General features: G+C 61.0%; 13 protein-coding genes. 9 read left to right on the top strand and 4 right to left on the bottom strand.

Going from position 1 to position 12930, the window contains the following annotated elements:
• Nucleotides 1–519, bottom strand: a 519-nt coding sequence (locus tag IVA80_RS22920) for a GDP-mannose 4,6-dehydratase (protein WP_247435599.1), incomplete at its 3' end; no start/stop codon positions are given.
• A 287-nt stretch (nucleotides 520–806) separates the two neighbouring features.
• Between IVA80_RS22920 and IVA80_RS22915 the strand changes: the two genes are divergently transcribed.
• Together IVA80_RS22915 and IVA80_RS22910 are read left to right on the top strand one after the other, a co-directional pair.
• Nucleotides 807–1349 (top strand): HAD family hydrolase, encoded by a 543-nt coding sequence (locus IVA80_RS22915; RefSeq protein WP_247435596.1) that lies wholly within the window; start codon nucleotides 807–809, stop codon nucleotides 1347–1349.
• Nucleotides 1350–1353: 4 nt separating this feature from the next.
• The gene (locus IVA80_RS22910) at nucleotides 1354–2571 is read left to right on the top strand and encodes a glycosyltransferase family 4 protein (protein ID WP_247435592.1); all 1218 of its coding nucleotides are present in this window, start codon (nucleotides 1354–1356) and stop codon (nucleotides 2569–2571) included.
• On the opposite strand, the gene IVA80_RS22905 is transcribed toward IVA80_RS22910, so the two are convergent.
• From IVA80_RS22905 to IVA80_RS22895, 3 genes are read right to left on the bottom strand one after another with little or no spacing between them, the layout of a single operon-like run.
• Nucleotides 2568–3665, bottom strand: a complete 1098-nt coding sequence (locus IVA80_RS22905) for a DegT/DnrJ/EryC1/StrS family aminotransferase (RefSeq protein WP_247435588.1) — start codon at nucleotides 3663–3665, stop codon at nucleotides 2568–2570. The genes IVA80_RS22910 and IVA80_RS22905 overlap by 4 nt on opposite strands.
• An 11-nt stretch (nucleotides 3666–3676) precedes the next feature.
• Nucleotides 3677–4147, bottom strand: coding sequence for an acyltransferase (locus IVA80_RS22900; protein ID WP_247435585.1), 471 nt, complete (start codon nucleotides 4145–4147; stop codon nucleotides 3677–3679).
• Nucleotides 4144–5496 carry a Gfo/Idh/MocA family oxidoreductase gene (locus IVA80_RS22895; RefSeq protein WP_247435583.1) on the bottom strand — a complete coding sequence of 451 codons (1353 nt, stop codon included), beginning with the start codon at nucleotides 5494–5496 and terminating at the stop codon, nucleotides 4144–4146. The genes IVA80_RS22900 and IVA80_RS22895 overlap by 4 nt, the downstream gene beginning before the upstream one ends.
• Between IVA80_RS22895 and IVA80_RS22890 the strand changes: the two genes are divergently transcribed.
• The 7 genes from IVA80_RS22890 (at nucleotide 5473) to IVA80_RS22860 (ending at nucleotide 12910) form a co-directional block, all read left to right on the top strand.
• Entirely contained in the window at nucleotides 5473–6759 is a 1287-nt protein-coding gene (locus IVA80_RS22890) for a hypothetical protein (protein ID WP_247435580.1), read from the top strand. The genes IVA80_RS22895 and IVA80_RS22890 overlap by 24 nt on opposite strands.
• Nucleotides 6756–8063, top strand: coding sequence for a hypothetical protein (locus tag IVA80_RS22885; protein ID WP_247435577.1), 1308 nt, complete (start codon nucleotides 6756–6758; stop codon nucleotides 8061–8063). The genes IVA80_RS22890 and IVA80_RS22885 overlap by 4 nt, the downstream gene beginning before the upstream one ends.
• 19 nt (nucleotides 8064–8082) lie before the next feature.
• On the top strand, nucleotides 8083–9270 hold the full coding sequence (locus tag IVA80_RS22880; RefSeq protein ID WP_247435574.1) for a glycosyltransferase: 1188 nt from the start codon (nucleotides 8083–8085) through the stop codon (nucleotides 9268–9270).
• 106 nt (nucleotides 9271–9376) lie between these two features.
• Nucleotides 9377–9823, top strand: a complete 447-nt coding sequence (locus IVA80_RS22875) for a hypothetical protein (RefSeq protein ID WP_247435572.1) — start codon at nucleotides 9377–9379, stop codon at nucleotides 9821–9823.
• On the top strand, nucleotides 9820–10941 hold the full coding sequence (locus IVA80_RS22870) for a DegT/DnrJ/EryC1/StrS family aminotransferase (protein WP_247435569.1): 1122 nt from the start codon (nucleotides 9820–9822) through the stop codon (nucleotides 10939–10941). Before IVA80_RS22875 ends, IVA80_RS22870 begins: the two co-directional genes overlap by 4 nt.
• Complete coding sequence (locus IVA80_RS22865; protein WP_247435566.1) at nucleotides 10938–11705, top strand: class I SAM-dependent methyltransferase; 768 nt, start codon at nucleotides 10938–10940, stop codon at nucleotides 11703–11705. Before IVA80_RS22870 ends, IVA80_RS22865 begins: the two co-directional genes overlap by 4 nt.
• Entirely contained in the window at nucleotides 11702–12910 is a 1209-nt protein-coding gene (locus tag IVA80_RS22860; protein ID WP_247435564.1) for a glycosyltransferase, read from the top strand. Before IVA80_RS22865 ends, IVA80_RS22860 begins: the two co-directional genes overlap by 4 nt.
• The last annotated feature ends 20 nt before the right edge of the window (nucleotides 12911–12930 follow it).

Below are 12930 nucleotides of genomic sequence, written 5' to 3'. Positions count from 1 at the left end.
GCGGTAGTTCACGGTGATCCAGTAGCCGTAGAGCTTGGCGACGCCGTAAGGCGAGCGCGGATAGAACGGCGTCGTCTCCTTCTGCGGAATCTCCTGCACGAGGCCGTAGAGCTCGGAGGTCGAGGCCTGGTAGAACCGCGTCTCCTTCTCCATGCCGAGGATGCGGATCGCTTCCAGCAGTCGCAGCACGCCGATCGCGTCGGCATTGGCGGTGTATTCCGGGCTCTCGAAGCTGACCGCGACGTGGCTTTGGGCGGCGAGATTGTAGATCTCGGTCGGCCGAATCTGCTGCACCAGGCGGATCAGATTGGTCGAATCCGTCATGTCGCCGTAGTGCATCAGGAACGGCACGTCGCCGACATGCGGGTCCTCGTAGAGATGGTCCACGCGTGCGGTGTTGAATGAGGACGAGCGCCGTTTGATGCCGTGCACGACATAGCCGAGCGCCAGCAGGTGCTCGGCGAGGTAGGCGCCGTCCTGGCCCGTCACGCCGGTGATCAGAGCGACCCGTTTGGTCATGGTCTGCCTTGTTCCCGCAGCACGTAAAATAGGATGGACGCCGACAAGGCGCCAAGCGAAGCATGTTCAAGCGCTTCTTCTTGGACATATCGCCATTCGCGGGTCAACCCCGGTGCGCCGGTGGTGGTTCGGCCCCGGACCCGTCACGGCCGATTGGAGCCGGAAGACAACCATCCACCCGCCAATCCAATGGATGGCGCTCCCCAAACATGATAGTGAGAGGCCCGGAGTGATCGGGCTGCATCGGCCGCTCGCTCGCCCCCGAGAGACGCAACAGTCAAGCCGGAATGTTCCGAAACCAAGATAGCTCGGCGAACAACCAGGTGCTCCGGCCTGGAATTTTTTTCGACCGTGACGGCGTCCTGAACGTCGACAGCGAATATCTGTTCGAGATTGACAAATTCGTCTGGACCGACGGCGCGATCGAGGCGGTCAAGGCGGTCAACGACGCCGGCTATTTCGCGTTTGTGGTAACGAACCAGTCGGGCGTGGCCAGGGGTTTTTATGAGGAAACCGACGTACATGTCCTGCACGACTGGATGGCCAGCCAATTGGCTTTGCGGGGCGCTCGCATTGACGCTTTCGAATATTGCCCCTTTCATCCGCACGGAGTGATTGAACGTTACCGATGCGCAAGTGCACGGCGAAAGCCGCAGCCCGGCATGATCCTTGACCTCCTGAACCGGTTCCCGGTCGACGCCGCCAGGAGCTTCGTCGTGGGTGACAAGCCGTCCGACATGGATGCAGCGCACGCCGCAGGATTGTCGGGCCACCTTTTTCAGGGCGGAAATCTGCGGGATTTCATCACGCCGCTGCTGGCGAACGAGTAACGCCGTGGCAAAATCTTCCACGTTCATTCTGGCGACGGAATACTATCCGCCGGATGGGAGCACAACGGCAACTTATGTCGGCGCAATCGCCCGTGCAATCGCCCTGGACATGAAGGCAGTGGTTCTATCCGGGACCCCCTCCTCCGCCACGCCGCCAGCGGGCGGCAAAGGAACGCCTGCCGTCATCGAGATCGCGAACTGGAAGCCGGCCAAGCACGCGCTTGCCAAGCGCGTCATCGCGAGTTCGGCGCTGGCTATGCGGATGTTCTGGGCCGTCTACCGGCGAGCACGCCGGGGCGATGTCGTCATGTCGGTGACGAGCCCCTTCACCCTGCCGTATGCAATTACGCTTGCGGCAAGGCTGCGAGGTGCCAAGACGGCACTCCTGATCTATGATCTCTATCCGGAAGCGCTCGAGGTCGCCGGTATTGCCAAGCGCACCTCGCTCATCGCACGCACCCTTCGCCTTGCCAATGCCTGGCTCTTCAAGTCGCTGAGCGCGATTTTCGTTATCGGCCGCGACGTGACCCCTCTTCTGCTGCGCTATCCGCGGGTCAGTGCCGAGAAGATCCATTTCGTGCCCAACTGGACATTGCTGCCGATCGGCTTCCGCGAGCTCGATGACGACAACCGCTTCAGGAAATCCTGCTCCGCGCAATTCGTTGTCGGCCTGTGCGGCAATCTCGGCTTCACGCACGCGCCTGGCGCCGTATTCGAGGCCGCACGGCTGTTGCGAAACGAGAGGCACATCCATTTCGTTCTCTCCGGTTGGGGAATCGGATGGACCGAGCTGAAAGCTCTTCAAGCGTCCGAGAAGCTCGAAAACGTGACCCTGTTGGATCCGGTGCCGGAGAACGAGCTCGCCGAGTTCCTGTCGATGGCGGATGCCTGGGTCATCCCCTACCGGCGCAACGTCGCCGGCGTCTCGATTCCAAGCCGCCTCTACAATTTTCTCGCCGTCGGGCGCGCCGTCATCGTCGGAACGGAAGCGAACTCCGAGGCCGGCCTTGCGGTCATGGAGGAGGATATCGGCTGGGTCGTGCCTCCAGAGGACCCGGCCCGGCTTGGGCAGGCAATTTGCGAGGCCGCGGCCGATCGCAAGGCGACGCGCGAACGAGGCCGCCTGGCGGCGGTCGCCGCGCTGAAATACAGCGAACAAGCCTCGACGCTTCGCTATCGGGACATCGTGCGACGCCTGCGCGAGGACGAGGGCGCGAATTAGAAGTTCTTGATCAGACGAATGACCTCATCCTGCTGCTCGCGGGTGATCTCCGCAAACATCGGGAGCGAGAGGATCTTGTTCTGATCGTCACAGGCCCTCGGAAATTGTTCGGGGCGATGCGCGAATCGTGCATAGGCGGGCAACAGCGGCAGCGCCGTCGGGTAATTTATCGCCGTCTGCACTCCGTTCGCACCCAGATACGATGCGAGCGCGTCGCGCTTCTTATGCTTGATCGTGTAGAGATGGTAGACGTGAGTGCGGTCAGGCGCGACGTAGGGCACCTCCACGCCATCGAGCTGATTGAGACCGGCATCGTAGACTGCCGCGGCGTCCCGACGCGCCTTGGTCCAAGCCTGCAGATGCCTCAGCTTGGCCGACAGGATCGCGGCCTGCATTCCATCGAGGCGGCTGTTGATACCCTCGATCAGGTGCTTGTGCTTCACCACGCCGCCGTGACGGGCCAGCATGGTCATGTGCTCGGCAAGCGCCGCGTCCTCAGTCACAACCGCGCCGGCATCGCCGAACGCCCCCAGATTTTTGCCCGGATAAAATGAATAGGTCGCGGCCGCCCCAAAGGTTCCGACCGGCTGATCCTTGTAGCGCGCCAGATGAGCCTGGGCGCAGTCTTCGATGACCCAGAGGCCGTGCTTGCGCGCGATCGCCATGATCGCGTCCATGTCCGCGGGCTGACCGTAGAGATGCACCGGGATGATCCCGACGGTCCGCGACGTGATCGCCACTTCGACCGCCGCCGGGTCGATTGTGAAGGTCTCACCGTCGGTGTCGCAGAACACAACCTGCGCGCCCGCATGCGTGATCATCGCGGATGTCGATATCCAGGAATGTGCGGTCGTGATGACCTCGTCTCCCGGCTTGACCTTCAGCGCCGCCATCGCGAGGTAGAGCGCGTCCGTGCCGTTCGCACAGGACACGCAGTGTTTGGAGCCTGCCGCGGCCGCGAACTCCCGCTCGAAGGCATCGACATACGGCCCACGGATGAACGCGCTGTCGCGAATGACCGCAGCGATCGCACCGTCGATCTCATCCTTGATCGACTGATACTGGAGCCCGAGATCCGCATAAGGTACCGGCATGAAGCTATTCCCTAGGTCTTGCCCTTGAGGCGGCGGACGGGATTTCCGGCGTAGCTGCCGGGCTCGGTAATGTCCTTCGTGACCACCGCGCCGGCTCCGATCACGACGTCATCAGCGATGGATACCGGCATGATGGTCGCGTTTGAACCGATCGAAACCCGATTGCCGATCTTCGTCGCGCGCCACAATTCCCGGCGCCCGCGTGCCGGCCCGCCGGTCGAGAACGTATCGTTGATGAACATCACGCCGTGGCCGATGAAGCAGTCCTCTCCGATCGACACCAGCTCGCAGACAAAGGCATGCGACTGCACGCGCGTCCGCGCGCCGATCACCGCCCCGGTTTGGATCTCGGTGAAGGGCCCGACGAAACAATCGTCCGCGATCTCGCAGCCGTAGAGATTGCAAGGCTCGACCAATTTGACGCGCTGACCGAATTTGACGTCACGCACGCCGACCTGGTGCACTTGCGGCTTGCCGCTCACGAGATCACACCGAGCCTGCTCCGCCTGGGCTCGAAGCGAAGCGCAACTTCCTGCCCCGTCTCGATCGACTCGTAGAGGGCCGAGATCAGCTCAAGGCTCTTGCGGCCCTGCAAGCCATCGACCAGCGCGGCGCGCTGATGCAACAGGCAATCGACGACGTGCTGATAATAGGCCTGGTGCCCGAAGCCGTAGACGTTGGGCGGATTGACCGAGAAGTTCTCGACGACGACCTTGTCGGACGGCAGTTCCTCGATGAAATTCCAATGCCTGATCTGGTTGACCGCGAAGCCCGCGATTTCCACGGTGCCCTTCTCGCCCAGAATCGAAAGCGAGCCTTCGAGATCCTTTGGCCGAACTGCCGTGGTGGCCTCGATGATTCCCAACGCCCCGTTGCGGAATTTCAGCGTCGCCACGGCTGTGTCTTCAGTCTCCACCTTCACCATAGCGGTCGTCGCCCGGGCGTGAACGCTCACCACATCCCCGAAGAACCATTCCAGCATGTCGATGTGATGGCTGGCCTGGTTCGTGAGCACGCCGCCGTCATAAGCCCAGGTACCGCGCCATGCGTCCTGATCGTAATAGGCCTGGTCCCGGCACCAGCGCACCCGGACGGTACCGAGGATGAGCCGCCCGAACCTGCCGGCATCTAGCGCCTCGCGCGCCTTGACGACGGGAACGTTGAAGCGGTTCTGCTTGACGACGAACAATTTGACGCCGGCTTCGTCGCAGGCGCGGATCATGTCGTCGGCGTCCTGCAGCCGAAGCGCCATCGGCTTCTCGACAACGACGTGCTTTCCCGCGCGCGCACACGCGATCGCGTGCTGCGGGTGCATGCCGCTCGGCGTCAAGACGGCGACGGCGTCGATGTCCTTGCGTGCGAGAAACGCGTCCAAATCATCGTAGGCTTGAACGTTGAATTTGGCACCCAGTGCGTCTGCACGGGATTTGACGTTGTCACAAACGGCGACCAGACTCGCTCTCTCGATGTTATTGCCGCCGAGGAGCTCGGAATGGCGTTTTGCGATGCGCCCGCACCCCAGCAAGCCGAATCTGATCATTCGTCCTTCCTCTCGGCAGTCCCTTGCCACCGGTTGATTGTGCTTTCCAAGACGCTGACAGCAAAGCGTATATTCGAGAAATTCGTTGCCGATCAAGACAATATTGCCCGCGCAGCCCCGGCGACACCCGGTTCCCGACCAAGTTTTTGGTCCCGCATCCGTTTTCGTGATACTGGGGACAGAACGCAACCCAGCCGTCCTTACCCACCGATGAATGCCGTTCCCGATGTCGCCGCGGCCAGATTGCCGGTGCGCGATCGATATAGATTGAGTCTGGCGATCCTCTGTCACATCGTGACGAGCTGCGTCTCCCTGATCTTCGTTATCGAATACTACCGCCGCCTGCTGCCCTTGGCAGCGAATAGCCCCCAGCTCGTCGTGGCGGCCGCGATAGGCGTGATCCCCTTTGCCTTGTGCTCGATCGTCTTCGCGATGAGGCGCTTCAGCTTCGGCTATGCCCTCGGCTTCTATTTCTACACGCTCATTCTGGGTTATATCTGGCTCGTCGAGTTCTCGACTTTTCCCTATGGTCACCGCGCGGCAGCGATTTCCGCCTTCCTCTCGGGAATCGCCTTCATCATTCCCGCATTGTTTGTCACCGCTCCCATCCGCCAGCGCTTTGCCCTAACGGCCGGGCAACTTCATATCATTCTGGCTGCCATCGTCGTGGTTTCGATCGCCATTCTGGCGATCGGGGCCACGTTTCAGTTTCGACTCGCCCCTCCTGCGGACATGTACAAGTTTCGCGCCGAGATCGACCTTCCGAAGTGGCTGCAATACGCCATCGGCAGCGTCTCGGGTGCCCTGTTGCCTTTCGCCTATGCCTGCTTCTTCCAATTCAGGCGATATGCGCTCGCGGCACTCTGCTTGCTGGCGCTCGTACTGTTTTATCCGATCACTTTGACCAAAGTTTCCCTGCTGGCGCCGAGCTGGCTAGTGTTCCTCACCCTGTTATCCCTCTACTTCGAATGCCGGATGGCAGTCATTCTCTCCCTTCTGCTGCCGATCCTGTCAGGCGTCGTGATCGCCGCGCTGTACCGATACGGCTTGGCGTCGGAGCAAGCCTTCGTCTACTTCGGAACGGTCAACTTTCGGATGATCGCGATGCCTTCAAGCGCGCTCGATTTCTACAATGACTTCTTCTCGACCCATCAACTGACGTATTTCTGTCAGATAACGCTGCTCAAGCTGGTCATGCCGTGTCCCTACAAGGAGCAGCTCTCGGTCTACATGGCGGACAGTTATCACCTGGGCTACTTCAACGCTTCGCTCTTTGCCACCGAAGGCATCGCTTCGGTCGGCACGAAACTCGCTCCCATTTCGGCCCTCGTCTGTGGACTGATCATCAGCCTAGGCAATCGTGCCTCCGCCGGGCTACCCGGCCGCTTCATTCTCCTGTCCGGCGGACTGCTGCTGCAGATTTTGATCAACGTTCCGCTCACGATCGCGCTCGTGACCCACGGCATCCTCGTCCTGTTCCTGCTTTGGCACATCGCGCCGCGCGATATGCTAGGAGATCCACCCGCCCCAAGCACTTTAGAGCCGAAACGATGAAGATTTCGAGCTACTCAGGCAAGCTGAACCGCGGACTTCTCGCGTTCCTCGTCGCGCACGCAGTCGTTTGCTGCATGTCGTTGACTTTCGTTGTGCAGCTGTACGGTTACCTGGGAATTTTCGAATTAGATCGGTCCGCGATCATCCGGGCCGCTCTCCTCGTGGTTTTGCCCGTCGCGCTGTCTGTCGTCTTCGCCTATCGTCATTTCAGCTTCGGGTATCTGGCGAGCTTCTATGTGTACACAATCGTTCTCGGCTACCTCTGGCTGATCCCATTTTCCCGACTTGATTACGATCACACGCTGACCGGGCTGTCTGCGCTGGCCTCCCTGGTGGGGTTCCTTGCCCCGTCCCTGCTGACCAATTGGTCCACAAAACCTCAAATCAGCGTCTCACCGGGGACCCTGAACCGGCTCCTGATTGCGATCCTGGCCACAGCCGTGGCCACCCTCGTCGCGGGCACATATTACAATTTCAAATTGGTCGGCGTTGCTGAAATCTATCGATTCCGCGATCAGCTGGATTTCCCGGCTCCGCTCAGATACGCGATCGGAATCACGCTGGGCGCGCTCCTGCCCTTCGCCTTCGCGTGCTTCGTCGAGACGAGGGCGCGCATTCCAGCCTTCGCGATTCTGCTTCTGATCCTTTGCTTCTATCCGATCACCCTGACCAAGACGACGCTCTTTGCCCCGGCCTGGCTCACTTTCCTGTGGCTGCTGTCGAGCTATGTGCAGCCAAGGCTCACGGTGATCTTGTCATTGCTGGCGCCCGTCCTGCTCGGGGTCATCCTGGCGCTGCTGGTCAGCACCGGCACGATATCGCAGGCTCAGCTCATCGACTATTTCGGATCCGTCAATTTCCGGATGATTGCGTTTCCGTCGATTTCCCTCGACGTCTACAACGACTTCTTTTCGCAGCACGCAGCCACGCACTTCTGTCAGATCTCGCTGGTGGCGTCTTACATCGGCTGCCCCTACTCCGAGCAGCTGGGGGTGATCCTTGCCCGCAACTATCCGGTCGGAAACATGAATGCATCCCTGCTCGCAACCGAGGGAATTGCGTCGGTGGGCTCGGCCTTTGCGCCAGTAAGCGCTCTTTTGTCGGGATTTATCCTGTCGATCGGGAACTACACATCGAAGAGCCTGCCAGCCAGATTCATCATCCTGTCGAGCGGACTATTGATCCAGACACTCCTCAACGTACCGCTTTCGGTTCTGATGGTCACAAACGGCGCCGCGGTGACATTCCTGTTGTGGTACATTACACCTTGCTTGCCGCTATCGCAGCGCCGTGGCGAAGCTTGACCGGGAAAGATTGAGCTTCATGCGCGTGCTCGTCCTGAACGGAGACTATCCTCGTTTTCTGAGATGGCTCTATGGCCGCGAGGCTGATCTGGCCGCAGCCTCCTGTGCCGAGCAAATGGCGGTCCGAAACGCGAGCCTGTTTGGCGTCGCCGACTTCTATTCGAGCAACTTCAGGGCGCATGGACACGAAGCTGCGGAGATTCACGTCAATAACGTATGGCTCCAATCCGCCTGGGCCCGCGAACACGGCATGGCCTTCGACGTCTCGCCGGAGTTTGCTGACAGCAGGAAGGATCGCTTGCCGGGATGGCTGCAACGTGCCGTCGCGCCCCTCAAGCCGATGCTGAGGCCACTTGCGCGAAGCGTTGGACTTAGCCCGCGTCTCAGCGAACAGCTCCAACGTGTTCTTCTTGCCCAGATCGAGGCGTTCAAGCCGGACCTCATTCTCAACCAGGACGTATTTTACGTCACGACCAAACTGATCGAGCGAATCAGGGGCATGGGCGTGTCGACGATCATTGGCCAGGTCGGCATCGAGCCGTCTCGCGGAGAGAGCTGGGGTGTGTATGACCTCATGCTGTCCCAGCTGCCGCGGGTCGTCCGGGCCTTCCGCGCGGCGGGTGTGGCGGCAGAGGTCAGTCATCTGGCTTTCGAACCGGTCATCCTTGACAGGCTCCCCCCCACAGCGGAGCAGGACGTCGACGTCTCCTTCGTCGGCTCGGTATCGGAAGATCATCGCGAACGCATTGCGCTGTTGGAGTTCATCGCCAACCGCTTCGACCTGAAGCTCTGGGGGAACATTCCGAATTCCCTTCCCTTATCCTCGCCGCTCTGGCGGTGCTTCCAGGGAGAGGTCTGGGGAACGGAGATGTATCAGGTGCTGAGACGCTCCCGCGTGACGCTGAACTCGCATATCGACATTGCGGGCGAGGAGGCAGGCAACATGCGCCTCTTCGAGGCGACCGGCGTCGGGACCTTTCTGCTCACCGACTACAAGCGGAATCTGGATACCCTGTTCGAGGCGTCCCGGGACGTCACCGTCTGGCGAACGCCCGAGGACTGTGCCGCATCGATCGACCGGTATCTGGGCGACGATCGCGCTCGCCTGGCAATTGCGGCAACCGGGCAGCAGACGACACTTTCACGACACAACTTCAATCTGCGCGTCCGAGAGATTCTCGACTTCGTCGAGCACATCAAACGATAGGCATTCGCAGTCGCCCGGCGGTCTTGACGGCACCACTGAAAATGGCCAAAGTCACACCGACCTGTAGCTAACATGCTGCAATTTCTTACATTTTAGGGTAACTTGGGTGGACAGCATCGAACACTGCCGATTCGATGGTCAGCTGTATGCGATCATCGTGCGGGCATCCTTCCGCCAGCCTGGCATCACGTTCTTTTCTTCGCCAGAGCTGTCGCAGCAGCTTGCCTTCATGAGCCATCCCGAGGGCAAGAGCATCGCCCCCCATCGCCACAACAAGGTGACGCGGGAGGTGCACTTCACGCAGGAAGTTCTGCTGATCCAGAAAGGCAAGCTCCAAGTCGACTTCTACACCGAAGCGGAATCCTATCTGGAGAGCCGCGTGCTTTGCGCCGGCGACATCATCCTGCTGTGCAGCGGCGCCCACGGTTTCCATGTGCTGGAGCCGCTCGAGATGTTCGAGATCAAGCAGGGTCCGTATGCCGGGGAAAACGACAAGACCCGCTTTGATGAAGTGCCGGCATCGGAAATCCGGATCAAGGGTCCGGTCTCGTGAGCCGGGACTTCATTCCGGTCAACACCCCGCTGCTGGACGGGAACGAAGCTGCATATCTGGCGGAATGCGTCCGGACCGGATGGATTTCCTCCGAGGGCCCCTTCATCAAGCGCTTCGAGCAAGGGATGGCCGAGGTCGCGGGGCGGCGGCACGGCGTCGCCGTGACCAACGGCTCCGTCGCGCTCGACATCGCCGTGCATGCGCTGGGCCTCGAACCGGGCGACGAGGTCATCATCCCCACCTTCACGATCATTAGCTGCGCCGCAGCTGTGGTCCGGGCGGGACTCGTTCCGTTGGCGGTGGATTGCGATCCCGCAACCTGGAACATGACGATCGAAGGGGTGGAAGCAGCTCTGACCCCACGCACACGTGCGATCATGCTGGTGCACATCTACGGTCTCCCGGTTGATCTCGCACCGATCCTCGATCTCGCCCGCAAGCGGGGTCTGAAGGTGATCGAGGATGCAGCCGAGATGCATGGCCAGACCTATCGGGGCGCACCGTGCGGCAGCTTCGGCGACGTCTCGACGTTCAGCTTCTATCCCAACAAGCACGTCACGACCGGCGAAGGAGGCATGATCCTCACGGACGATGACGCGCTCGCGGAGCGCCTGGCGAGCCTGCGTAACCTCTGCTTCCAGCCGCAGCAGCGTTTCATTCACGAGGAACTCGGCTGGAACGCGCGCTTGACCAATTTGCAGGCCGCGCTCGGCGTCGCACAGATCGAAGGCCTGCCCCGCACTGTCGAGATCAAGCGCCGGACAGGCCGGCTCTACGACGAGCATCTCGAGAACGTGGCCGGCATCCGTCGTCCCGTTCCTCGCACAAACTACGCCGACAACATCTACTGGGTCTACGGGATTGTCCTCGATGACGACGTTCCGTTCGATGCCAAGGAGGCGATGCGGCGTCTCGCGCAGAAGGGCATCGGCACACGGCCGTTCTTCTGGTGCATGCACGAGCAGCCCGTGCTGCGCCGCATGGGATTCATGCTGAACGATTCCCACCCGCACGCCGAGCGCATCGCTCGCCGCGGCTTCTATCTGCCGAGCGGCCTTGCATTGACTGAAGACGAGATCGCGCGCTCGGCCCAGGCTCTCAAGGAGATCCTGGCGTGACGGTCTTCGCGGAATACGCCCCTTGGTACGATCTGCTGTACGAAGACAAAAGCTACGCTTCGGAGGTGGATTTCGTGGAGACGCGCCTGCGCGACCACGGTGTCACATCGGGCAAGGTGCTCGACCTCGGCTGCGGCACAGGGCTCCATGCCATCGAATTCGCCCGTCGCGGCTGGAGCGTTGCCGGCATCGATCTGAGCCACGAAATGATCGCACGGGCAAAGTCCCGGGCCGAGCAGGCAGGACTGGCCATTCCCTTCCGCCAGGGCGACGCCTGCGAAGCCGGACCGGAACATGGCTTCGACACCGTGGTGTCGCTGTTCCATGTGGCTAGCTACCAGAACGATCGCGAGAGGCTGGAGCAACTGTTCAGGACCGCTTACGCGGCGCTGAAGCCCGGCGGCGTGTTCTTCTTTGACTACTGGTACGGCGGAGCCGTGCTCGCACAGGGGGTCGAGACGCGCGTCAAAGTCATCGAACGCAAGCCACTGCGCCTCACCCGGATCGCTCAATCCGATCATGACGAGCTGAAAGCGACCGTTCTCGTGAACTACACCCTGTTCTGCGAGGACACCGATCACGGGACCATCCGGCGCGTCGATGAGACGCATCGGATGCGATACTGGTTTCCGTTCGAAATCAATGCTTCGCTCAAGGCCTGCGGCTTTGAACCGCTTGGCGACTATGCTTGGCTGTCCGGTGACTCGCCCGTCTCGAGGACATGGGCCGCCTATTCCGTCGCCAGAAAGAGCGTCGCGCCGTGAGACCGTTGCGCCTGGCCGTGATGCTCGAACAGGCTGTCGAGGTCGGCGGCGGCTTCCAGCAGCCCTTGAATGACGTGCTTTGGTTGCGCGACTGGGCCGCCAAGTCCAACAACGAAGTGCTGGTGTACTCGCCCTATCCCAAGTCGCTGGAGATCCTGAAGCAGTTCGGGATCGAGGCTCGGCTGCTGAAATTCAGCGTGGTGGACTATCTATTTTTGTTCCTCAAATACTGCCGGCCGTTCGATCTTGCCCAGATCGCCTGGCGGCTGAAATCACCGTTCGAACGAGCCCTCGTCAGAGACGGCGTCGACATCGTGCATTTCACCTCGACATCGAAGCGACACCTGTTGCTCTACCAGCTTCCGTTCATCATCACGATCTTCGACGGTTGTCATCGCGATGCGCCGGAATTTCCCGAGGTTCGTGCATTCGGCGAGTTCGAACGGCGCGAAATCCTGTTCGGTCTCGCGAGCATGAAGGCGGCTCTGGTGATCGTCAACGCGCCGGAACTGGTCGAAAATCTGTGCCGGCGCTACGGCATGGAAAGGGAGCGCGCGGTCTGCATCCCCTTCTCGCCCTCGACCTACATCGATCAATCCGCCACGGATGAGGCGGCCGATGCGACGATCCTCGGCAAGTACCGGCTCGAGCCGGGCTATCTGTTCTATCCGGCCCAGTTCTGGCCGCACAAGAACCACATCACCCTTCTGGCAGCGCTTGCTCTGCTGCGCGAGCAGGGCATCGTCGAGCGGCTCGTGCTGTGCGGGTCCGATCGGGGCGGACGCGAGAACATCGACAGAGCCATCACGCATTATGGCCTTGCCGAGCAGGTCTCCATCATCGGCTTCGTCGATTCTGCCGAGCTCGGCGCACTCTACCGGGGCGCATCGGCGCTGGTGATGCCGACCTATTTTGGGCCAACCAATTTGCCGCCCCTGGAAGCCTGGGCGGTCGGAACACCCGTTGTCTATCCCGAGGCGTTCAAGGTGCAGGCGGGTGATGCCGCCATCCTGTTCGACTATGACAATCCGCGATCGCTGGCCGATGCGATCATCAATCTTCGCGCCGATGGGACCCGTGAAACGCTGCGCGTTGCGGGTCAGCGAAGACTTCAGCAATTCGCCGAGGAGACCGAGGTCGGGCGCCAGCAGTTTGCACGGCAGATGGAGCGCCTCAAACATCGCCTGGCGCTGACGCGGCACTGAGCCATCGTTCCGCCCACCCT

The sequence above is a fragment of the Bradyrhizobium sp. 139 genome (assembly GCF_023074175.1).
Taxonomy (GTDB): domain Bacteria; phylum Pseudomonadota; class Alphaproteobacteria; order Rhizobiales; family Xanthobacteraceae; genus Bradyrhizobium.
This window is presented reverse-complemented; position numbering and strand designations above follow the sequence as displayed.